General features: G+C 57.2%; 14 protein-coding genes. 9 read left to right on the plus strand and 5 right to left on the minus strand.

Annotated elements, in window-relative coordinates; all coding sequences use genetic code 11:
* Window positions 1-13 precede the first annotated feature (13 nt).
* Window positions 14-2404 (minus strand): plasmid replication protein, CyRepA1 family, encoded by a 2391-nt coding sequence (locus ACHAC9_RS23250; protein WP_435763953.1) that lies wholly within the window; start codon window positions 2402-2404, stop codon window positions 14-16.
* Between the two features lie 659 nt (window positions 2405-3063).
* Between ACHAC9_RS23250 and ACHAC9_RS23255 the strand changes: the two genes are divergently transcribed.
* Both ACHAC9_RS23255 and ACHAC9_RS23260 read left to right on the plus strand, forming a co-directional pair.
* Window positions 3064-4086, plus strand: coding sequence for a tyrosine-type recombinase/integrase (locus tag ACHAC9_RS23255; RefSeq protein ID WP_435763955.1), 1023 nt, complete (start codon window positions 3064-3066; stop codon window positions 4084-4086).
* On the plus strand, window positions 4073-4951 hold the full coding sequence (locus ACHAC9_RS23260; protein ID WP_435763957.1) for a hypothetical protein: 879 nt from the start codon (window positions 4073-4075) through the stop codon (window positions 4949-4951). Before ACHAC9_RS23255 ends, ACHAC9_RS23260 begins: the two co-directional genes overlap by 14 nt.
* Window positions 4952-5236: 285 nt before the next feature.
* Here ACHAC9_RS23260 and ACHAC9_RS23265 read toward each other — a convergent pair whose 3' ends face one another.
* Window positions 5237-5494, minus strand: a complete 258-nt coding sequence (locus ACHAC9_RS23265; protein ID WP_435763959.1) for a hypothetical protein — start codon at window positions 5492-5494, stop codon at window positions 5237-5239.
* A gap of 66 nt (window positions 5495-5560) precedes the next feature.
* A protein-coding gene (locus ACHAC9_RS23270) for an IS6 family transposase (RefSeq protein WP_435763961.1) occupies window positions 5561-6276 on the minus strand; the annotation gives its coding sequence in 2 pieces (ribosomal slippage) (window positions 5561-5727 and window positions 5727-6276; 717 coding nt in all).
* Between the two features lie 1259 nt (window positions 6277-7535).
* On the opposite strand from ACHAC9_RS23270, the gene ACHAC9_RS23275 reads away from it, so the two are divergent.
* The 5 genes from ACHAC9_RS23275 (at window position 7536) to ACHAC9_RS23295 (ending at window position 14173) form a co-directional block, all read left to right on the plus strand.
* The gene (locus ACHAC9_RS23275; RefSeq protein WP_435763963.1) at window positions 7536-8837 is read left to right on the plus strand and encodes a replication initiation protein; all 1302 of its coding nucleotides are present in this window, start codon (window positions 7536-7538) and stop codon (window positions 8835-8837) included.
* 476 nt (window positions 8838-9313) lie between these two features.
* Window positions 9314-10396, plus strand: coding sequence for a ParA family protein (locus ACHAC9_RS23280; RefSeq protein WP_435763965.1), 1083 nt, complete (start codon window positions 9314-9316; stop codon window positions 10394-10396).
* Window positions 10393-11688: a ParB/RepB/Spo0J family partition protein gene (locus ACHAC9_RS23285; protein ID WP_435763967.1), complete on the plus strand. Its 1296-nt coding sequence runs from the start codon at window positions 10393-10395 to the stop codon at window positions 11686-11688. Before ACHAC9_RS23280 ends, ACHAC9_RS23285 begins: the two co-directional genes overlap by 4 nt.
* Window positions 11689-12172: 484 nt before the next feature.
* Window positions 12173-12493, plus strand: a complete 321-nt coding sequence (locus tag ACHAC9_RS23290; RefSeq protein ID WP_435763969.1) for a hypothetical protein — start codon at window positions 12173-12175, stop codon at window positions 12491-12493.
* A 150-nt stretch (window positions 12494-12643) separates the two neighbouring features.
* Window positions 12644-14173, plus strand: a complete 1530-nt coding sequence (locus tag ACHAC9_RS23295) for a hypothetical protein (RefSeq protein ID WP_435763971.1) — start codon at window positions 12644-12646, stop codon at window positions 14171-14173.
* On the opposite strand, the gene ACHAC9_RS23300 is transcribed toward ACHAC9_RS23295, so the two are convergent.
* Window positions 14069-14911, minus strand: a complete 843-nt coding sequence (locus ACHAC9_RS23300) for a hypothetical protein (protein ID WP_435763973.1) — start codon at window positions 14909-14911, stop codon at window positions 14069-14071. The genes ACHAC9_RS23295 and ACHAC9_RS23300 overlap by 105 nt on opposite strands.
* 2473 nt (window positions 14912-17384) lie before the next feature.
* Between ACHAC9_RS23300 and ACHAC9_RS23305 the strand changes: the two genes are divergently transcribed.
* A complete protein-coding gene (locus tag ACHAC9_RS23305) occupies window positions 17385-21686 on the plus strand; it encodes a HEAT repeat domain-containing protein (RefSeq protein ID WP_435763975.1) in 4302 nt (1433 codons plus the stop codon).
* Window positions 21687-22028: 342 nt separating this feature from the next.
* On the opposite strand, the gene ACHAC9_RS23310 is transcribed toward ACHAC9_RS23305, so the two are convergent.
* Complete coding sequence (locus tag ACHAC9_RS23310) at window positions 22029-22274, minus strand: hypothetical protein (RefSeq protein WP_435763977.1); 246 nt, start codon at window positions 22272-22274, stop codon at window positions 22029-22031.
* A 371-nt stretch (window positions 22275-22645) separates the two neighbouring features.
* On the opposite strand from ACHAC9_RS23310, the gene ACHAC9_RS23315 reads away from it, so the two are divergent.
* Window positions 22646-23229, plus strand: a 584-nt coding sequence (locus tag ACHAC9_RS23315) for a CHASE domain-containing protein (RefSeq protein ID WP_435763978.1), incomplete at its 3' end; no start/stop codon positions are given.

The following is a 23229-nucleotide window of genomic DNA, read 5'->3' on the forward strand; positions in this document are numbered from 1 at the left end:
GACGTGTCCGAAATTACTTGACCACTACACCGAAACGAACTGGGGACTGTCGTTGTGAGAAAGTTAGGGTGTCAGGGTCGGATTTGGGAAAATCAACGGCCTGTGTAGAGGCGCAATAAACGTGCTTGGTATTTCGCCCAGCGTTACGTAGTCGCGCGGAAGTCTCCATTTTAGTGAGACTGTCTTGGGTTACGACATAAACGCGGCCCATCTTGTATCCACCCTTAGTCATATTCTCTAAGGTAAGTACGCTAGGGATGGATACACGTGCCCGGATTGACCGCCAGGCTAGACCAATGCGTGCCAGGACGTCGGCCAATTCCTGACGGGGGTTCTTTGGCCGGGGCAGGTCAAGTGGTCGTCCGTCCTTATCCTCTTTCCACGCACCATATTTTTTGGAAATAATACCCAGATGGGCCAGCAGGTGTCGGCGCGCAAGCATGCGGTCGAGAAGCAGGTTTGCCATGTCCTCGGTGAGGCGGGTGCAATGGGGATCAAAGCCCTGCAACAGGTCGTTGTACGCTGCAACCATGGCTTTCCAGTACATGCGGCGTGCTGGATTCTCAGCGGTATCATCATACGAGAGGATAACGCCCTTCCACGCGCTGAAACGATCGAGTCGGCCAACTGCAGACCCGTTGTCCCAAAAGTCGAGAGTGGCTTCGTCCAAACAAGAAATGTTCAGATCACCACGGATGCGATGAGCTTCGAGCGTTATGTTTTCCATTTCGGTCCGATGGGGCGAGCATTCTAGCCGCCTGGCCGCGTCGTGGTCGATGACTGGCGCTGCTATCAGGGCGGCGCGATGAGCTTGGTTTTGGGCCTTGTCTACGGCGGCCAGATTGGTGACGAGTTCTGAGTTGACCGTATCATGGTTGGCGACCGACCATCCGGCACGTTCGAGCTGCCACAACAAGCCTGCAGCGAAGTCCGCGCGAGCGTTTTGATCGCTTGCGATGATGTCTGCGACGAAATCCGTAAACACGTTGGCTGACCCCTCGGCGCCTTCGAGTGCGGATGCCTCAAGCCATGCAGCCTTGATGCTCTTGCCGGACTGTTTGCCGATTTCGGAGTTGGGCAACAAGCCAAGCGAGAAAAAGCGGAGATAGCGCACTCGATAGAGCGCCTGGATGACGTCGGCTGGTGTGATTTGCCGTCCGCCGCCGATGAAGGCGCCCAAAGTAAACCATTCCCCCGTTTCCTTGTGTTCGATCGAAAGACCGGATCCTATGACGGGCGATGCGATCACCACATCGTACTCGTGTGACAACCGTTCAGGCTCGGCTAGAAAGGCGGCCTGCTCGGGGTTGCCTTTGTTACCAGCGAAAACCGACAGAACACGATAGCGCTGCGAAGCGAAGAATGCACCCAAGTTGCGTGCACGGCGCGCCGACTCCGTTGCGATCCAAACGTGTCCGCCGGCAGCGAGTTCGGCAAGACAGTCGCCTACAACTGCGGCGGCAGCGTCTGATCCAAAGTGATAGGTAGCGTTAATGCCCTTCGGCTTGGCGAGCATCTCGACGATGCGGATTTTCTCGCCAGGGCGACAAGATTCAAGAAAACTGATAGTACGCGCATCGCAACCTGCATCGGCCACGATTACGCACTTTGCGTTGGCGACCAGTTCACGAAGTCGATCGTAAACTTCTTCGTTGTTCGCTTCTTTAGTGCGGCAGTGGTCTTTCGCAGAAAGGAAACGCAGGACTTGGCTAATTTCGTCAATGAAAACGTATTCAGCTTGGTCAATCAGAGGTCGGTAGGTTGTCGTTGTGATACTTGGAAGGCAGGTTGCCAGCCCGCGGATTTCCGGGTCGTCCACCGTGTTGGCGTCTATTTGGTCGTAGTGCTCGATCTCCAGTGCATTGGCCATATCATAGACAAGGCTCACGCGGTGACAGATTGCTAATGGTTTGGTGTTGGTATGTTCTACGCAATACCGTATGAATGGCCGTCCAACCATGCGAGTCTTGCCGGATCCCATAGGGGCCCAAAGCACTATTACACCGTGGTAGTCAGCGGGGGAGAAATTTGGTAACTCATGACATATTTCGGACTGATGTCGTTCCAAAAGTCGCTTAGGGATCGTTACCTGGGCCAGTGCAGACCTTTTGCGGTGATCCAGCGCCTTCTCGTAGTGCTGAATTATGCCGTCGAGCGTGGTGGAGTCAATCAGGCCAACTGGTACGTTTGTTTCAATAAATGTTCGGATTTTAGCAAGGTTGGTTTGCGCCGGAACATGCATGAACATGCGTGCGGCGGCCGAGTATGCCATAGCGGCCGCGCTCTCCGATGTAGCGACTTCTTGCAGCAGTGCTGCAATTTTTTTTCTGGTAGTGCCTTTCAGGTCTCTCCTTTCGGAGCCTGCAGTCTTCAGACCGGACATGTCGCTCGTCTGCGTCGTCATGCGCATTCGAAGGGGGACGTAGCTTCAGCACACACGAATAGGGCTAGTAGTGCAAAGGTGGTCGACACCGAGTTTGTATCTAGTGAAATCAAATAGCTCTCCAATGGCTTCTGTTTTGACTGCATTTCCTGCCACGTCGCTCGGTCGTGCGTGAGGCGTCGGTAGAACGACAGGCCGCCGAAGAAGCCTTGGTTCACGACCCCAACAAGCAATACATGAAGTTGACCTCAAAGATTTTGGTTCAGTCAGAGGTTTGGCGCCACTCACGGGCTCTGTTTTACACTTTTCGGCGAAAGATTTTTTCGACAGACATGTTGAAGAGTTAAGATATGCCAAATTCGTAACTAACAAACATAGCAAAGCTACATACATCCCCTGCAGACACGTTCCGTCTACTCAACCTCAGCCGCCACTACTAGCCAACCATCAGGTGCTAAAAGAGCAAAAAGAACGAAAAGAGCAAAGAGAATCCAGAGAATCCCCCCGGTCCAGGCCCGGAGTCGGCGGCGTTCGCATCCCCCTTGGGGTTAGCTACCTTGTCTGTCTGTTAGTTTCAATTATGGTATCCTTGGCAAACTCCACAACGGAAACGCAAAGCTGTTCGCGCCTTCGCCGCCATCCGCACCGTAGCCAAAACGAACGCAAATAACGAGGTGCCTATGCCTGACCTGAGAACGTGGGACGACGATCCCCTTGCAGCCTTCACGGCCTTCGTCGCGACGCCAGAGTTCGCCAGCACCAGCCGGCGACTTGGCGAGCCCGAGCCCGAGGCTATATCCAAGAAATCGGCCGAGATCTACATTTTCATGTTTCGCAAGTTCACGGCATGGCTCGCTGGCCAGAACCGGCGCTTTTCGCAAGTCGAGGAACGTGACCTGGTACGCTTCATCAGCCAGCTGCGTCGGCGCGGCGAGCAAAACAGCGGGATCACCGAACGGTATCTGCGGCTGCTGGAGCGCTGCTACAGCTACCTGCAAATCGCACCGAACCCGGCGACATCGGCCACTAAGCTCGCCACCGACAACCATTACCTTGCGCAGAACGTTGGCACCGAAGCCCTGGACCCCGAACAGGTAGCCGCTTTCGTGGCCGCCCTGCCCCCGCTCGATCCGCCCGGAGCGAACCGGGCTGGGCGACTGCCCAAAGCGTGGAAGCGCCGGCGCGATCACGCTGTTCAGGCGACGCTGCTATTTGGAGGCTTGAAGGTGGCCGAGGCGATCGGGCTACACCTGGGGGAGGTCGAGGATTCGTTCAGTCCCCTGCCCCTCCGGTTGAAAATCAATCCAGAAGACAAACACGCCACAAGCTACGAGCACGACACCATCGTCCACAGCTACGGCGCCGACGCGCTGCGCTACTGGCTCATCGAGCGGCTGGCCGAGGACAGCAAGGGGCAGCGCCTGTTAAAAGGCGACCTGGTCTTCCCCGGCGACGCCGAGGGCAAACCGATGTCGAAGGTGACGCTCTGGCGCCAGGTGAAAGCAACGTTCGCCCGGGCCGGCATCGACGTCAACCGGAGCGGCGGCCGCACCTTGCGAAATACATTCGCCACGCAACAATTAAAGGAGCACGGGCGGACAAAGGACGACGTCAGGGGGTATCTCGGCCTGGCCCTGGAGCGATCAGCCGACATCTACGTTACCGCCAAGCCAAGGAAGAAGAAGTCCAATGAAGCTCTCTGAAATCACAAGCATTCTGGCTGCCGCAGGATTGCCGGCGCTGTCGCGCGACCAGCTGCTCGAGCTGGCCGGCTCGGGTGCTGGCAAACGCTTTGAAGCGGCGCTGATTGCTTTCGGCGCTGGCGATCGCCAGCAACGCGACGGGCTCGAGGCGACCGTCCGCGTGCTCGACGCAAGGACCCGGTCGGCCCTGCAGCGCATCGGTGGCCGGCTGCCGGCCGACCAGCTCGTCAGGCTCGCGTTCAAGGAACAGCGCCGGTTCTTCGACGCCATCGACGCGATCGATACGCGCACGCCTCACGCCGCGGCCGCACGTAAATATCTTGCAGGACTGGGCGCAGCAGCTGCCGTGACCGACAGCACCCCCTCAGCTGCTGCGGATCCCCCGTACTACAGCTTTAAAATCTTTTCGTCAGCGGCGGCGCTGTGCATCGCGGAAGCGACGACCCGGGCTGAGCGCAAGCACACGATCAACATTGAGGGCGCGGTCGTGCTCGCCGGCGGTGCCCGCAAGACATTCGACTGGCAGAACAAGATCGTGGTCCAGCTCACCGTGCAGGAAGCCTACCAGGTGCTTGCTCTGCTGGAGAACAAGATCTGGTCGCTTCGCTTCGATGGTCATGGCCGCGAGCACGACAAGTCGGTCCAGATCGAGTTCCAGGACTCGCACTATTATTTCCGCCTGATCCAGCGGGGGCGGCCAGCCGTTGCCGTTCAGGTACGTGCGGTTGACTCGCTTCAGATCGTTTCGCTGCTATACAAACAGCTGTTACGTAACGAAAGCCACCTGGGCATAGCCGACATCCGTGCAATGATTGACCGCATGGTGGCGATGATGCCAAGCGCTGTCGATCCGCTGCGCCGATAAAGGTTGGCGCCGGTGGCTATTCTGCACGCCAATCAAGTTCACCGTTCATTCGGATCGAAGCAGCTGGCACTGGACGACGGCAGCCGCCGTCGACATTGACGGGCCGAGCAAGCCGCCGAGATCCTGGAAGCCATATTGATGCATGGGCTGCCACAGGTGGGCGGGCGCATCTCCATCCATCATTCTCACCACAGCCATCCTGAGATGACGTCAGATCAAAACCTGGTTCTTGTCCGCAAAGTGGGACAACTTTTCCACAGTGAGCTCACCCCACAGCGCGTCGGCCTACCATAGGCCCAGGGCCGTTCGCGTCACACCTTTATCAAGTACCTTGTCAAGCGCGGGCACTTTACCGGTCGCCTGCGCCCGGAACTGTTCATAGGTCGTGCTACGCTGATCGGCATCCATCTCCTTGAACACGTCGAGTGCGAGCTTGGCGCGCGCACTCAAAAAACGCTCGAGCAACGTAGGTCCTTCGGCCGCCGAGCCAGCCTTGAGGCGCGGCTCCGTTTTCCTATCCGGCAGCTTGGCTTCGCTCTTCAAAGCCCAGCGGGCTGTGGTGCAAATTGTGGACGAGGAACAAGGCAGCTGGCTATATGTGGGGCCAGCTTACGCAGCAAGCACAGCAGCCCAGATTTCGGGCGTAGTTTGCCCTTGAGTTACCAAATCTCGTAGGTCGAACTGGCCTTTGCGAATGCGATGCATGAGCTCGACGCCTCGAATTGTCGTGGCGGCGGAAGCGAAGCTTTTCAGACCCAGCATTGGCCTAACCTGGATTTCACATAGCGATGGTTCTGCTCAATTAGATTGTTTAGGTATTTCGACGAGCGAAGCTTCGTCAGTTCAGAAAGCCTGCCTTGCTGCCGAAGTTCTCGAACCGCCCTGTGAGAGGCTGCGTAACCATCCAGCGTGATGGTCTCAGGCGAGCGGCCCTGGCAATGTATGGCCTTGCGAAAGAAGGCCTTGACCGAAGCTACGTTGCGTCGTGGGCTAAGCCGGAAGTCGACAGTCTTGCCCGATGCATCGACAGCCCGGTAGAGGTACGCCCACTGGCCGCGGATTCTGACATAGGTTTCGTCCACTCGCCATGACGTACCCGCCTGGGCTGAAAAGCGGCTCCAGCGCTTGTCGAACTCTGGCGCGTAGCGCTGCACCCAGCGCAGAATTGTCGTGTGAGCGATCGGCAGACCGCGTTCGGCCATCATCTCGACGAGGTCACGATAGGACAGCTTGCAGCGCAGGTACCAGCGCACGCAAAGAACGATAATGTCCTGCTCGAAGTGTCGGACATTGAACAGGTCATTCTTGATTGGACGGTTACGCATGCTGGGCAAAGCTGGTCATTCTAGCCGAGCTGAACGTTTGCACCACAGCCGCGACGATGATGCAGCCCGGCCGCAGTTGATCCGGTATGGGCGCCCTGCCCCTGCCAGGCAAAGTCACCGTCAATTGTGCAAGCTGCGCGTCGAGGGTGGTCGCTACGAGCGCAAGTTCTGCTTTGGCGAGGCAAAGTCACCTTCTTTGTGCAAGATCAGGCGCATTTTAGGGTCTCGATTCCGCAAGGCTGCAGTTTTGAAGCGATAAAACGGGCGTTTTCACGCTTTGCGGCTTGCCAAGCCCGGAATCGGCAGCTATTCCGTCTACCCGTTGCACATAAACGGTGACTTTGCCTCTGTCGGCCGCACTTTTCGCCTGCGCTACGCCCCGTAGAACGCGGTCTGGTGAAAGCGAGCAGATCAGGAAAATGCAAGCATTGACCAAACGCAAGGACATTGCACAAGAAAGGTGACTTTGCCTTCGCCCGAACCATACCTTGTTTGGTCCCAATTCCCCTACAGTAGTCAAACCCGTAACCGGATCCGGCCAAAATGCCGGGTTCGCGCACAAATTGAGTGACTTTGCTAGGATTGACCGGCCTGGAAGGGCTGCTGTGTTGGCAACTTATGGGTCTTGAAAGGAGCTGCACAATTGTTGTGACCTTGCGACGGGCTACGGCGCTGAAATGGGCCATGGATGCCGGTTTCGGGCGATTTTGCACATAACCGGTGACCTTCCGCACAAAGTCTGTGACCTTTCGTTGACTGTGGACAACTCTTGCACATAGATGGTGACCTTGCTCGTGTTAAACATGACCTTGCCGCACACAAACGTCGACCATGCGCAGGCAAAATGTGGTTTTGCTTCTCTAAGTCGTTGATTTTAAAGGGATCAAGGAGAACCTTAGTATGTAGGTTTGTTATTTAAAAAAGAACCTACTACTACAACCCGTCCTTTGGTGGATAAGCCCGACTGTACGGCAATGCCGCTGTCGAGCCCTGTTACCAGGGCCAGGGAAGGCGGAACTAAGGTCACAAAAAATGTGCTGGTCTGTAGACGCGCTGACGAAATCAGGGTCTCGGTGACATCCTTGGATGCGTTCCACGCGTGCTGCCGGCTTAAAACTGTTTGAGGCAAGGTCACTAAATTTGTTTTGACATGTAGACCTTGGACTGTCATTCTCGCCGTCAAGGAGAGTTCGATGATCAGTCCATCACGGCAATTAGCGCTGGCATTATTTGCCGATTTTGCGCCTTTAGACAAAAGCGTGGCAGAAGCGCCAATTGACCTTGGCTTCAGACGCAACAACGCGCTGGTCAAAATCGTCGACCTGAGCCTGGCCGGACGGCGCCTGATCGACGTGACATATTTCCTGGCAGCCGAAGATACGGAGTTGCACAAAGAATACCGGGTCGACTTGGGACTCTTCAGGTGGCTACTCGGAACAACCAGCAGGAACTCCCGTCACCTCCAGCAGATCATCCGCGAAGCGCAAAAAGGCGCGATCGAGCTCAACGAAATCGACCTCGAAAACCAAGCCAACGACTGGTACGGTTCTGTCCCGCTTCTCGGACCTGCCTTTGTCCGGAATGGCGAATTCCTTTTCGAACTGTCTGACCGGCTGCAGGCCGCCATCAAGAATCCGGCCACGTCCCACTATTTGAGCCTGCGCTTCGTCTTCAAATCGATCCATTCGAAGCTGCTGTACGACCGCCTGCAGGAGTACATCGAAGAAGGCATGACGCCCTGGCTCGAGATATCTGAATTACGCGATTGGCTTGAATCCAACAAGAAAACCTACGACCTGTTCAAGCACTTCCGCAACAAGGTACTGGAAAGCGCCATCGCCGAAATCAAGGAAGTGGCCAAGCTCGAGATCGAAATGCTGACCCAGAACGTGCCGGGCTCAAAACGCATCGGCCAGGTTCGCTTCAAGGTCTCCCAGGTAAAGACGACCGTCCAGGATGAACAAAAAGTTGAATTCCTCGTCCTGCGCTCGCAGTACGACATCCTGAGCCGGGAGTTCGCACTGAACCAGGCAGAATTCAACGAAATCATCTCGAACCGCGAAACCTTCAACGACGAGCGGATCCAGCAGGCGATCGACTACACCAGGCACAACGTGGACCTCGGCAAGGTCAAGCACCGCGCCGGTGGCTACCTGATGAAGGCGCTGCGTGAAGGCTATCGGCTTGGCACGCTGGACGTGAAGATCCACCAGCAGCTGACGGACGCGAACAAGACGACCGAGGCAAAGGCGAAGGCTGTCAAAAAAACGGCAGAAAGCGTCAAGAAGGCAGCCGCGGACGACGCGGCCCGGCGCGACAACGAAGCACTCCTCGGCTTGGAAGCCTACGATCTGTTTCCGCCGTCCGAACAGGCCGAGGCCGTGAACGATTTCTGCCGCTCCGTCGTCGCCAAGCCGCTGGCGCGCATGCTGGCCGTCACGCCGGCGGAACTACGCGAGCACATGTCCGATGCGCGGGTGCGCAGCAGTTTCGGCATGTTCATCGTCGGGAAAATACAGAATGCAAGTCGGGCACAAAAGCAGGTGCCGTCCCAGGCATGATCATAAGCTTGGCCAGCGCCGCCGGTGGCCCAAACGCGCTCACGGTCACGACAGCAAGCGTCGGAAGAGTCTCTATCGGTCTCTGACGATGGCGGCTGTGAGGCCTCTGTCCGGACCAGCGGTGGCCGGAACGTGCCGCTGCCGCGAGAACATACGGCGTGGTCTGGGCTTATCCGTTGTGGACGTCATGCCCGGTTTGCCATGGCGCCATCGAACGGATCCGACCCCATGCTCATCGTCCACAAAAATTCGCCAAAGTTTGCGCGAAATCAAACAGCGAAAATGCGGACAAATTATCAGCCGTGGACGCAAATTTGACGTTTGCCCTACGAAAGCGTCCTTACCTAACCCCTGCTTTGCCCCGTCAGCGTAGATTTGATTTGGATCATAGGACGCAAAACGGTCGGTTTTTGCGTGACAGCATCACATATGCCAGTTAAGATGCATTTAATTAACTTCTAGCAGGATACCTTTTGATGCGTACAGTGCGTACTTTCCCGGGCATGAAGCCGAAAATGGCTTTGGAGCTGACAGGCTTCGACGGCACCCATAAAATGTTCCGAACGCGTTTCCGCGACAACGCCGACGCCGGCGCAACCAAGCTATACCGTCCCGAACGTATTCGCGAGATCAGGATGCAGCTCATGAACATCCCTGCCGAGCATGAGCGTGCTTATGTCTTGCCGCCGCTGATCGACGTCCGGATGGCCAAGGGCGGGGTCGGCAAGACGACCATTGCATGCAATGTCGCTACGGCGCTGTCAATGATGGGCTACAAGGTGCTTGTCATCGATGGCGACCCCCAGGCCACCCTGACCGAGTCTTTCGGTATCGAGTGGCGGACGGAATCGATCACCCACATCAGCGATCTGATGCAAAGCAACGACCAGCACATGGCGAGCAAGTTCGACAAGAAGCCGGCGCCACCGGCAGATGTCGAAGCTGCAATCTGGCCGCTGTACGAGAACAATATGCTCGATCTGATCCCGGCCGACATCACGATGGCCAACGAAAACTGGCTGAGCAACGCTACTAGGCGCGAGGAAGCATTCCAGCGCCTGCTCGAGGAACATGTCGCCGTCTTTAGACGCTATGACGTCATCATTGTCGACTCAGCGCCTGGTTCGTCCCTGCTGACGACGACGTTCATGGTGCCGGCAAAATTGCTGCTGGCAGTGGTCAAGCCGGAACCAAAAGCGGTCGCCGCCCTCGACGTGCTGAGCTCGAACGTCCAGGAACTGAACAGTTTTTGCAAGTCCAAGATCGACGTCCAGATCGTCGTCAACGGCTACAACCAGACGAAAAAACCGCATACCGAGCAGCTTGCTATCCTGCATGCCCGCTACCCCGACAAGATCAACGACACCATCGTGCGCGACTTCGTCGGCTTCCTGCGCGAGTCCGATCCGGAAAACATCACGGCCAATGCGCCTGTGCTCGAGCGAGAACCGAATTCGGTCGGCACCAGTGACATCATTTCGCTGACCAGGTCGATCATCCGGCTTTACGATATCAAACTGGGCGGGTTCGACCCGCTGACGCAGGAGGCGGCGGCATGAGGAAGGGGCCAATTAAGTTTTCGGGCCTGGTGGGTAGCGGCAAGATTCAGGAACGCACCGACCTGGCGCGCTCCGCTGCATTCGACACCGCTGAAGGGCCGGCAGAAAAATCGACCCCGCTGGCCGGCAAGAGCCAGCCCGAGGCGCCAGGAAGCGGCAAGAGCGCCGGCGCCGTGGCACCGGTGCAGCCGGCGTCCGCTTCGCCGGAACAGCCCGAGCAACTGGCCGCGAACACAGAACACGAAGATGCCGGCGGCCAGCCGCAAGCGTTGGCAGCGGACCTGCCAGAATCAAGCAGCGACAGTGCTGCGGAGCAGGCGCCCGCTGCCCTTGATCACGACCTGCCGCTGCTGCCAGGCCAGCGCTTTGCTGACCATCCTTCCATGCGCGTCAAGTGGGATGAGGTCACGGACTGGACTCCTTACCTGAACCGCGAGCTGATGCTGCCGATCGCCATGCTGGTCGACAGTATTTTCCAGAGTGCTGGTGATTCCGGGAGTCGCTACGACATAGGGAGCCTGGTCAGCCTGGGCGAGTCGATGACGACCGGGCACCAGGAAGAGGCAATCCAGGTGCGCTGGGTGGGTGGACGCTTCGAGCTGATTATCGGGCACCGGCGTACCCGCGGCGCAAAAGAGGCTGGCTGGACGTTCATCAGGGCGATTATCCGCAGTTATAGCGATTACGATGCCCAGCTGGCGCGCCTGGCCAGCAACCGGTCGCGCAAGGACGAATTCCATTACACGCTGGGCAAAGCGTTCAATGCGATTTATACCCACCCCGATCCGAGCCTGCGCTTGTCGCAAAGGAAGATAGGGATGCGGTTCGACATGAGCCAGAGTACGGTGAGCAAGTGCATTGCCATGGCGGCGTTGCCTCAACCAATGGTCGACTTGCTTGAGAAAGACCCCGGGCTGTTCAATTCCAGTACGAGCGAAATCATCCGCAGCCTGTATGAGAACTACCCGAACGATGGCGACCTGATCCTGAAAGCCGTATTGCGGCTCAAGGAAGGCGCGAGCGAAAATTCAATATTGCCCTGGTTCAAGCAGATGTACGCAAACAAAATGGCGGGCCGCATCGGTGGCACCGAGGCGCAAGGGGTCAAGGAACGCATCGTGACGGCCCAGAACGGCTCGCCGCTGGTGAGCTTGAGCCTGCGTGGCCGCGCCGTTCACATCAAGCTTGAAAATGCCGGTATCAACGAAAACGACCTGGCCGAACGGATCTACAAATGGCTGGCAGGCGTCGGCGATGAGATAGTTGCAAACGAGAAACAGCCGCAAGAATAACGGCGTGTCGATAATTTTGATTCCTTAGGAATCACTACCGAGCGAGAAAGACGATGATGATGCGATGATGCGATGACGCGTTAACGAAAAAGCCCCGGCCAAAGCCGGGGCATTTCTATTATCCGCCCGTGGTCGGGAAGGACAAGCCTGAGAAACTTCATCCTAACCCCCGCCCGCGTGGCAGTCAACCACTATTTTGCACCTTTCATGGTGCCAAGGGGTATCTGTGTACTTACCATTTCAAAATAGTGCCGGCACTGCGTCTGCTCGCCTGTTCGGGGACACGCATGCGCCACCGCCTTAAGCGCCTTCAGGATGACGGTCGTTCGCTCGCCGGTGATGCCCGCCCGGCAGGATCAAACTGCCCGGTCAGGATGCCGCATGGTCTCCATGCCCATCCGCCGTTCGCGTCCGGCCAGGGAAACCATGACCTGCCCAGGCGCTGCAGCCCGCCGGGTCGGGATCGTCGCACGGCGGGTGCGTCATGCTGAACCCCGCGAGCGCAACCGGCGGCGACTTGCCTGTGGAAGTGATGGCCGACCCTGCCCTGTTCCACGCGCGCAGCGGCTATGGCTTCTTCACGCTGGCCAAGTCGCACGCGGCCGCGCCGGGGGCAACCACCGGGACGGCACCGGGCAAGACCCGGAAACGCCCATGGCAGGAATGGCATTATCACGCCCGCCTGGCCGAGAAAATCCAGGGCAGCACTGTCGGCAGCGTTGACACGTATATCTCGCAGTCGAGCTTTCGCCAATTCAAGGATGGCCGCAAGATCAGGAACCTGTCCCGGGTCGGCGCCTTGTAGGCCGATCTCGACACATACAAGAAGCCTGAATGGCGCGCGCAGACTGCAGCACAGCTGGTACCGATCCTGCTGCAGGAATGCACGGATCGTGCGCTGCCGCGCCCGAGTCTCATCGTCGACAGCGGCAACGGCCTGTATGCAAAGTGGATCTTGGCTAGGCCGGTCCCTGCAGCGGCGCTGACCAGATGGCGCAGCGTCCAGTCCGAACTGTGGAGACGCCTGAAAGCCATGGTGGCGGACGCGAAAGCCTGCGACGCCGCCCGTGTCCTGCGCATGGTCGGTTCGGTCAACTCGCGTACGGGCAGGACGGTCCAGGTGGCCTGGGTGAACGACTTCGATTTCGACGACCATGGGGGGCACCGGCAAGAGGGTGTCCCGGTCATGCTCTACGAATTCGACCGGATCGCCGACGAGATCCTGCGCCTGCCGCGTGAACAGTTCGAGCAGGAGCGCGCACAGCGTCTGTCACGCGCGGCGGAAAAGGAAACCGTCGGGCCGCGCTGCCGCAGCGGCTTGCGCAAATTCAACCGGCAGTTGCTGGCCTGCGACCGTTACAACGACCTGCAGCGCCTGCTATGCATGCGGGGGTGGGAGCACGGCGCCCCGGATGGTGAACGCGACATGCCGATTTTTGTCGGCGCGGTATGCCTGGCGGTCATGCGCCCCTTCTCGCAGCTGCGCCAGACGATCCGCCTGCTTGCTGCACAGGTTGCCCCGACCTGGACCGAGCAACAGGTCGACAACTGCGTCCACAGTGTCCTGGATCGGGCCGAGGGTTCGCTGCAGGGCATACCCAACCTGTGGAACGGCAGCCCGCGCGATGCCCGCTACACGCCTGGCAATGACTGGCTGCTCGAGGCATTGGCCATCACCCCCGATGAAGAGCGCGAACTGCAAACCATCATCAGCAAGACCGAGGCGAAGCGGCGTGCGGCTGCGCGGGCGCAGGCCAGGCGCCGCGCAGGCGGTGCGCAGTCGCGCTGCGCGTTCCTGGAGAAATCCCAAGCGCGCCGCAGCCATGCCGTGGCATTACGCGCTTCAGGCCTGTCGTGGGCCGAAGTAGGTGCCGGTCTCGGTATCTCGGCCGGCGCCGCCAGAGCGCTGGCGTCCCGTGCAGACGGGCAGCGCACAGGTTCGTCCGTAATGCTATGTGTGGTGGAACCTGCGGCGCAGCCGCCAGCCCAGAATGGGCTGCCGACGTCCATACCGAGCACCACGTCAGAGCAGCATTCCTTATCGTGCGCGGCTGTGGTTTCTGTAAGCCTGAAAACAGTATCGTCCGTTGCGACCAGGTCCATGCCAGGCCCGCATGACACGCTTGAACGTCTCGTTGCGGTCTTGACGCATCCAAGCGCGCTGCTTCTGCCCTTCCCTTACGCATCGATTCCTGGGCGTTTGCAGTACGGCGACATGTTACCCGTCCGGATAGCCAGTCTGACGACGCTTGACACGCCGCTGGGGCTCCCCATTGCGGCCAGCTGCCCATCGCGTAACGCAGACCTGGTAACGAATAGCGCCCAGTCTCTCGAGTCGATAGTTGCGCTCGACGCCTGGCCCCGGTGGCGCATTCCCGCTTTATTGGTTGCGACTCGCCAGTGGGCCGGGTACGAGGGAACGATGCACGTGTGCAGCGCTATCGAAGCTCAGGCGGCGCCGGAATCTCGCTGCTTGCTGTCCTGACAAACCGAAGAACATCGGCCTCCGTATTGTCGGAAAGGAAACCAAATTTGACAAGCGGCGGGCAGTCCCATTCGCCGGCAATGCGGGCTGCAATCGCGCGCAACGCATCAAGCGCCGGGAGGTGGCTTGTTCATAGGGTTTAAGGGGAGCCGCGGTAAGAACGGCCAGGCGTGCGTTGTGGCGTTCGATTACGGTGTCCTGGCCGTCGGCGTTATTGCCGGACCAGACATTGGCAAGCCGTTCGATCGCCTTGTCCGGTGCCACCGAGACCGGCCGTTCCCTGCCCTGCCAGCGGCATCCTGCGCAGCGCATCTGCACTACTTTGCTGCTATCTGGCTTGATGATTTCCTGCGTTCCAAGCAGCGCCTTGCCGCAGCCCGGGCAAGGATCTTGTGCGGTCAGGCCTGTCGTAGCCGGCGCAGCCTCAAGGGCAAGGATACGGTGCGCCCATTGCCTCAAGCATGCCGCTTCCACCAGGGGGCCTTTGTTCGACACCGGGCCAGCGGCCGCCAGCATGTCCGCGGCCAGCCTAGTGAGACTGTCTCCTGTTTTAGCGAGGTAGCTGACGTCCCGGGTTGTCGCTCTCGGTGGTCCGTTCAGACTCTCATCGACAGATGCATTTTCAACCTGGTGTTTGTTTCCTGCAGATTCGCAGGTTGACGTTTGCGCGATCGGCAGATGTGTGGTCGGTGCGCTGTGCGGCGCGCTGGCCGTCGGCAACTGCATGCGGTCATTCATCGGTTTTCCTTCCTCGATCAGTAATGGCGGCGGTGGTGGTATAGCTTCAGTATCCCGCCGGCTCGCCTGTCTGCAAGCGCGGCTCTGGCCGGGGCCCTCTGCGCCAGGGAGAGTCGCAGAGCTCAGGCCGGACGCCCACGATGCGTAGCGCCTACTGGCTGCATGTCGTAACCGAGAGTCGCGAGCGAAGGCGCCGCATGCAGCGCCGAAGTGCGCTCGCTTGCTGAAACGCCGCCCTGGGCGTTTTTGTCGAATAAACCGGGTGTCGCTGCTTGCATGACGAACTCCTTGATGAGTTATTCATACAATGATCGCTCGGGCTCGGCCGGGTGCAAGCAGGTGCCTCACCTGGCCGGCGACCACCCTTTCCTGCCCTATTCGCCGACCCATTTGTAATCGCAGTCATGGCGTATAACGGCTCTAGATGTGGTATGCCCACATATGTACGATGACTAAGCTTGTCCCGTTGCGAGCAGAAGCCGACAGTAATTATGAGGACGAATTCCGATGGCAGGTCCGCGCCCATTCGCACCGGGACTACATCGGCCTGAATGGGCAAACTAGCGAATTAAATAACGTTCACGTTTGATCGATCGGCAATTCGGTATTCCTAAGGAATCACTGGCTAAGCGTTGCGCTTGTGCAGAGTTACGAGCGGTCGCAATTGTCAATCATCGATGATTCCTAAGGAATCATCCAGATCTAACCTCAATACAGCATAGCTGCTTCAATCTGGAGTCCGGTACGTGGGCTGTGACAAAAGCTAGCCCCGACGACCGATCGAATGCGACCTGCCACTAAGAAGCTGAACCTTGAGAGCGTGGGCGGTAAGTTCAGTGATTCCTAAGGAATCACCTGAGCTATGGCATGCGTGTGCGGATCGACCTAGTTAGGATAACGGCGCAGTAGCACTTAACAAGCGCATGCGATTGCTATGGAGTTAGCAATGACGGGGTGTTTCGGCAGCGGGTGTATGTGCGATTTTGTCTGATTCACCTTTTCTTTGGCAGGACGCCAAATGCAGCCACGCCGAGCTTGTTGCTGGACTAGCCTTGCAACTCGTTACGTGGCGAAACGATTCCCTAGGAATCATCGTGTCCGGCCACTTTGTGAGCAGGAGTCCTGCCCGATAACGGGACTCTCTTGTTATCGGGCACCGGTTTTCGTGATTCCTTCGGAATCACTCACTAAAATAGCTTTGCGCTTGGACAGGGTTATACATGGTTCTGATTGTCCAACAGCAATGACTCCTAAGGAATCACTCCACGGAGCCTCATCATAGTCGCGATTTCTGTGGAATCACGGGCCTGCAATGGACCGTGCAGTGTTACGGGCGGTTGCGATTGTCAAACAATAATGATTCCTAAGGAATCATCTTGACCGAGCCTCACACCGTTATGATTCCTTAGGAATCAATCGCCCAGCGTGCTTTGTAAGGTCTGAGGGCTGCGATTGTCAAAACAAAGTGATTCTTAAGAAATCATCTCGGCCGAGCTTCAACAAATTCGTGATTCCTTAGGGGTCATCTGTAACGAGACTCAATAAAGTACAGTTGCTCCAACCTGAAGCGCCGTATGGGACTTAGTCAAACGTAGCTCGGATGCCGATATCGAATCCGATTTGCCACTATAAATAGGAACCGTTGATCATAGGCGATTAGATGAGTGATTCCCAAGGAATCACCTTAGCTATTGCCTTGGGTTGACCTATTGAGTATAGCGACACAGTAGGAATTGGCAAGCGCATACGATTCCTGTGAAAGCAGCAATGATGGTGTGCAGTGGCTGTGGGAATAGGTGCGATTGCGTCGGATTCACCTTGTTCGTCTGGACGATGAATGCGGCCACGCCGAGTTAGTAGCTGGAGCAGCCTGGCGGTCGTCTATTCGGAAAGTGATTCCTAAGAAATCATCCTGTCTGCCCCCTATGACGCCGTCCTTATCCAGCAGGGAATGTTCTGTTGTGTGCACTCGTGGGCGCGGGGGCGACAACAAGTCCGCCGACGCGAGCCTAGTGGCGAGGATCCGTCGATTTGTACAGTCCATGCCACCGATTGATACAGAGCGACACGCATTAAGGCGACGCCTGATCAGTGAATTTGGCCGCGCTTATGACCCGAACCTGCTGCAAGCGCCGACAACAATACCGCAGCTCCCCGATCATGATCCGCCGACCTCCGAGCGTTAGTAGGCCTGGTCGATGTGAAGGGGGTAGGCCGTCGTGGTTCGATTGGCGGTATGAGGACGCCGGCATCGCTCTTCAGAGGGATGCGAGAACGGCGTCTGCTGCAGTTGGCGTTGGCCATACGACGACGCCGCGCCGCCTAGCGCGACGTGCTTGAGGAGCTCGGACGCGCCGCTGCGCTATTTGGCTCGACCGGCAAACCCCATCGATCACTCTAGCATGTTGCATACAAGACACCCGCTGTCGTGTACGATATTCGCAATATTTTACTTTTGGTAAGCATAAAAGGTATGAGCGATCACATTGCCAACATTCTAGAACGGATGGGAGTGCCGGGCGAGAGCGGGCTATTTGTCCTTGGTTGTCTTGAGCGGCCTGCGACGGTGTACATGCAGCAAGTACGAGCGTTAAACCTTATCTATGCGCTTGAGCGCAGGAAGTTAGCGACAGCTGGGAGCAAGCTCCTGGTGGTTGGCGCGGGAGCAGGGGGACTGACAGCAGCGGCGGCTGCGGCGGCCCTTGGGTGGAAGGTGTCTGTACTGGACAAGCACCAGATGGAGGTGCTACAGCTGGCTGGAGCGGACGCACCCAAGCGATGGCTGCACCCGCACATTTATGACTGGCCAGCGGCCGGTACCGAAACCCCGCAAACCGACCTAGGCATTATGGACTGGCATGCGGGGTCGGCGGCCGAGGTGGTGGACAAATTGCGTGCCGAGTGGCGTAGCTTGGAACGCGCATTCGAAATTGGGACGCATGTTGGGATCTCCAACGTGACGCTGGGTCGCTTGTCGACTAGCCAATGGCTGGTCCAATGGAACGGGGACGGCCCACGCTCAACGGCTCCCGTAGGACTTGTCCAGGTTCAAAAGCCGCCACGTCGGCTCCAGCAATACGCGGCGGATGTCGTCATCTTAGCGGTTGGATTCGGGCGCGAGGAAAAGTCAGCTGCGTTCCCAGAAGTGCACTCTTACTGGAAGTCAGACGACATCGATGGAATAAAAATGACCACCAATGCGCCGCCTATGGTATTGGTCTCTGGAACAGGCGATGGTGGGTTGATTGATGCACTACGCTACTCGTACAAACGGTTTCAGCATGAGACCGTTCTTCATCAACTGAAGGAAAAATGGCTGGGCGACGAGCGATATCGTCAGGTTAAAAAAGAACTCCTCGACATCGAAGAGTTAATTCGAGATCTGGCTCAAGCAGGTAAACCATATGAACCCGATCTCAACTTCCGATATCAGTCCTTGTCTCAAGCACTCAGGTCGGAGGGCCTTCGCTTAGAGTTTCGGGACGACGTCATTGCCGTACTCGCCGGTCGTGGGCAATACCCTTTAACGACGGCGGCAGCCCCAATTAACCGTTTTCTTTTCGCCCTAACGAATGTTCAGTATCGTCAAGCCAACCTCACGGGTGTTGAATGTGAGGGCAGCCGCTTGAAGGTGAAATTCGACGGTAAGGAAGATGATTACTTCACGGACGTCATTATTCGACATGGACCAGTTCCTGAGCTGCCGCGTGATTTTCCTGAAATTTACCAAAAGGTAAAGGCAGCACGTGATAACTGGTCCGCCGAGCGCTTGGCGCAACGCGATCCGACACGTGATCCGCATTTTGACTTTACTTTCAAGGAGACGCTTGCAGCAAACGCAAGGACGGCGCGCAGTTCAACAAGCGTAGAAGTTGAGTCTATTGACCCGCCAATACTTCATCAGAACCATTTAGTTCACTCCAGTACCGATCCGTTGGAGAAATACCGTAGGTTGTTATGGGGCTGGCGGCCGCTTCCTCCCTTTTTTGTAGAAACGTATGCGGCACGGGAGCTGGTCGACTTTGCGACTAAGCCGAGCTCGTCCGGAGAGTTAGCGGAAAGCGTTCGCTTGATCATAGCGCCCGCACGCGCTGGGAAGACGACTCTGCTGATGCAACTAGCCTCGGGGCTCCTCGCTGATCCGATCCGGGTACCGGTTTTTGTTAGCGCCAGGTCGCTGTTCGGAAATTCGGAAAAAGGCTCGTTTGTCAGCGCGATCAACATCGCTGTGGACCAGCTTGTGTCAGATGTGGCGACGCATGATCGCCTGCGCACGGCACTACTGCGGGCGACAATGCAGGGTCGGGTGGTCTTATTGCTGGATGGGTTGGATGAGTTGCCGCATCACCTGCTGCTCGAAGGCATACAATTTATGCGAATGCAGCGCGACGATCTTCGTCGGGGCAACAGAATTATCGTCGCCAGTCGGCCCCTGTCGATCGGGCTTGACGATATCCCGAGCGTTCGCCTAAAACTATTCGATAACCGACGCGAAACTTGGATAAATGAGCTGTTCAAATCTGGGGTACCCGGTATTCACGCGGCAATTCGCCACCGTTTAGAGAACGGGGGAGTGCCTGTTCAGTTAGTCGAAACACTCGAGAACGCGGCCCTGCAATCGTTATATGGAGACGACGTATCGGCAGCTCTTGAATCAGTGGTATCTAGCATAACCCCTGGCTTTTACCCGGACCGGAACTTTATCGAGTCGTTAGTTGAACCTCGTTTTGACGGCAAAGGATTGGCTTTCTCTCCTACGTGGGCGCGCGATCTGCTGGCCGCGGTAGCCTTGGCAAGACGCTGGACAACTGAGGAAGAGGTCAGCCAGTGCGTCGGGTTAGCGTACGATGCAAGGTTTGCACCAACCGCCGTGTTAGCAATCGCTTTCACGATGAGCGCAGCGGGCAATACCGTACTCCATCGTCTGGCCGATCTACCCGACACATTAGATTTACAAGTGCTCGACTTACGGCTAAAGATTGCCAAGTATAGTGGCGAGATTGATCAAGCAATAGCATGGAGGCTGGCTAACGACGTAGCAAGGACAGTCGCTAATGTTGAAGTAGCAACGGTCGAACAGATATTAAATTTAGCTGATACTTGTAGAGAGCTGCCGGACAGTCTCGCTCTTTTATTTTCATCTGAAGTCGAGATGGTTATGAAGACGAATGAGCTTGAGGTTGTTCATCGTGGTCTTCGGTTTATTGAGCGGATGCCGCATGCGGCCGAGCAGCTGAAGTCGTATTTAATGCACGAGGACGAGATGCTCGCAAGGACGGCCGCTCGTGCAATGGGAGAAATAGGCGACTCCGATGCAATTCCCGCTTTGCTTGCGGGCTACCTGGCGCCCATGCGGAAAAAAATTCTCACCGAAGCGGTTGAAGCGATAGCAAAGATAGGGGGCGAGACAGCCGTCTCCGCATTGCTTGAGGTGATCGAAAATGACGAGCGATACGTAAATTTCCGGTGGCCAGCAATCGAAGCGCTGGGAAGCTTTACCCCAGAGCGCGCACTACCGCCGCTACTCAACGCTGCTCGAGACGAGAGCGCTACGATCAGGACTGCCGTAGCACGCGCTCTCGGGAATTATTCGCATCAACAGGCCTACGACGCATTGTTGAAGATGACAACGGATGCCGACGAAGGCGTGCGTGCCGTCGTGTTTGCGGTGCTGGCGCGGCGTGCAGTTCCGAAGGATATTCCTCTTTTGAGGGAGGCCATGACCGACAGTAGCATCTGGGTGCGCCTGGCGGCTGCGAAAGGACTCGAGCGTCTCGACAGAATCGGCCTGCTCGAACTGATCACAGCTGCGTTGGAGATGTCTGGTGACCCGTGGCGCGCTCAAGCGGCTGCGCTGTACGGCCGCCTCCTTGGCGAAGCTGCAATCCCACAGCTCGGCCGACTTGCTCGAAGCCCGGACAGAAACGCGCGTCTGGGAGCCGCACGGGGCTTGGCAGGCATCGACAACAGTGAAGCGATCGCGATTCTGGTTCAACTGTGTACCGACACGGATGACGAAGTACGTGCAGCCGCGATTGACGTCATTCCGCTCCGGAACGACCCAGAAATCATCGCGGCGGTCAGCTTCAACTTGATGCTTGACGAAGGAAGCTCAGCTCTTGCAGCGATAGGGCGTGTCGAAGGGTTTAGCCATCCCCAAGTGGTCAATACGCTACGCCGTATTGTGCTGGGACCAGGCATGCTTGGTGCGATGGCAGCTAGGTCGCTAGGACTCGTCGGCGACGAGCGCGACATTGACCTGCTCGAACTCGCTTGGCGCGGTACGCCGGTCACTGGCGAAGCGACCCCAAGGTGCGATCACTACGCGATCGCGATTGGCCATATTGGAGGCGTGTCCGCGTGTAAAACACTACGCCGCTTCCTCGATGACCCACTCCCGGATCGACGACTAAGTGCTCTGCAAGGATTATTCTGCACCGGTCACGCCGCCTCAATTCCGCCAATGTTATACGCGTTGGGAGATGCGGATGAACAGGTTCGATTGATGGCCAACGAGCTCTTACGGGAGGCGGACCGAGGTGATCTTCTCCCAGGATTGGTGGCAGCCTTAAGGAGTGCATCGCCAAGCGTACAGATGCGAGCGGCGGAGCTGGCCGCGCCCTACGCTGACAAGGACGTAGTCGACGCATTCGACAACATCGACGCGGTAGCTTGGGGCCGGGATGCTGAGGGAATGCACGCGCAATTGGGCCGCGTTATACACGAGGTGTACGACCTACGTATCAAGGCACGCGGCGCGCCGATGGTTGCATAAGGCATTGCCGCTGGGGGCGATGAGCGTGCTCCCGTTTCGTCGACGTCGTGGAGTGCGGCATTGCCTGCCTTATTGTCGGAAGTGCCGACTGCTTGTACATGCGATTGTCGAATGTAAAAACGAACGTGCCGTCGAAGTTGAGGTACATCTCGATGCCGCCGGCCTAGGTTCGAACCCGGTCCGCCCAATGTGTTGCTGAAGCGCTTCTTGCTCCTCAGCCGACATCGCATGTGGACCGATCATCGCGCTGATTCTTTCGCGGGGGGCAACTCGACATTAGAAACCATATTATCGAGTCTAGTATTTTTATATTGGCGAGTGCTGCAGACGCTATTCGCTAAACTACTGTAGCATTTCGTCCGACCAAGTGACAAACACTGCGCGCTCGATGACATCGCTATCCGCTAGCGAGTAGCCGGTCAATTCTTCAGCTGTAAGCGTGGCAAGCTGGAAATGGTCCGGGTCTTCTTTCATCAGGCTCAGCCATTTATCGCGTGAAACTGATTTGCCAGTCGAAACGGGCAAATCCATCCAGAAGCCTGTCTCCCTTTCAGCGACGGCCTTGTAGAGCTCTAGCATCTTGTTCATAGTACAGATTGATTCGGGTGATATTTATGTCAGATCGCGGAACTAACGGACCAAGGTAAGGACATCTTTCAAACCGTTCAGCTCGCGATAAAAAGCTGCCCGATTTCAGTAATATCAGCCGGCGTTAATTGCATCTTACCGTAGTGTACGCCGGGCACATGCTCTACACAGGAACAGTGTCTTGCTCAACAATACGGCAGAACCGGGTTCTGCACCTAACAGACCAATGCTTTCAAAGCAACTAGCATGCGAATCTAGAGCGTATGGTCCGATTAGGACAATACAATGTCGAGAAGGTCGAACCGAGCGGCCTATGACCATTCGCCTGTGTCAAGATAATGACACGGCCAACACTTCTGAAGAGCTTACTCTTGCTTGGAAAAAACCTCCCCTTTCTACTTACCGTTGGAACTTTTGTCATATCTGTCGCCGCGACATTCGCAGCATGGAATGTTGCAAATCAGGAAGATGTGCGGCTCAGCGAGACGGAGTTCCGGTTTGAGGTTCGTCAGGCCGTTCGGCGCATCGAACAAAGAATGACGACCTATGAAGGCGTTGCGCGAAGTGCACAAGCCTACTTGCTGGGCTCCGTCAAGGTGAGACGCGAGGATTTTAGTCTATTCGTTGCGTCGCTGCGCTTACAGCAAAAATTTCCGGGCATTCAGGGCATTGCGCTGGTCGAACTCGTTCATCCGCGCGGAATGGCCGAGCATGTAATAGCGATGCGGCGCCAAAGCTTTGCGGACTTTGTAGTCACCCCCGCCGGCGAGCGGCAGGTCTATTCGTCGATCATACAAATCGAGCCGTTTACTGGTTTGAATCTGCGTGCACTCGGCTTCGATATGCTGACCGAGTCCAACCGCCGCGCTGCGATGGAGCGTGCACGCGATACCGGGTCGGCGGCTGCTTCAGGCAAGTTAAGACTGATCCAAGAGAATGGTAAAGACGTGCAGTC

The organism is Massilia sp. CMS3.1 (assembly GCF_051262535.1).
Lineage (GTDB): Bacteria > Pseudomonadota > Gammaproteobacteria > Burkholderiales > Burkholderiaceae_D > Telluria.

Excerpts from the sequence above, each read along its gene's own strand:
- ACHAC9_RS23285 (WP_435763967.1), top strand. The coding sequence starts at position 10,393 with ATGAGGAAGGGGCCAATTAAGTTTTCGGGCCTGGTGGGTAGCGGCAAG.
- ACHAC9_RS23305 (WP_435763975.1), top strand. The coding sequence starts at position 17,385 with ATGAGCGATCACATTGCCAACATTCTAGAACGGATGGGAGTGCCGGGC.
- ACHAC9_RS23310 (WP_435763977.1), bottom strand. The coding sequence starts at position 22,274 with ATGAACAAGATGCTAGAGCTCTACAAGGCCGTCGCTGAAAGGGAGACA.
- ACHAC9_RS23260 (WP_435763957.1), top strand. The coding sequence starts at position 4,073 with ATGAAGCTCTCTGAAATCACAAGCATTCTGGCTGCCGCAGGATTGCCG.
- ACHAC9_RS23255 (WP_435763955.1), top strand. The coding sequence starts at position 3,064 with ATGCCTGACCTGAGAACGTGGGACGACGATCCCCTTGCAGCCTTCACG.
- ACHAC9_RS23250 (WP_435763953.1), bottom strand. The coding sequence starts at position 2,404 with ATGACGACGCAGACGAGCGACATGTCCGGTCTGAAGACTGCAGGCTCC.
- ACHAC9_RS23280 (WP_435763965.1), top strand. The coding sequence starts at position 9,314 with ATGCGTACAGTGCGTACTTTCCCGGGCATGAAGCCGAAAATGGCTTTG.
- ACHAC9_RS23300 (WP_435763973.1), bottom strand. The coding sequence starts at position 14,911 with ATGAATGACCGCATGCAGTTGCCGACGGCCAGCGCGCCGCACAGCGCA.
- ACHAC9_RS23290 (WP_435763969.1), top strand. The coding sequence starts at position 12,173 with ATGCTGAACCCCGCGAGCGCAACCGGCGGCGACTTGCCTGTGGAAGTG.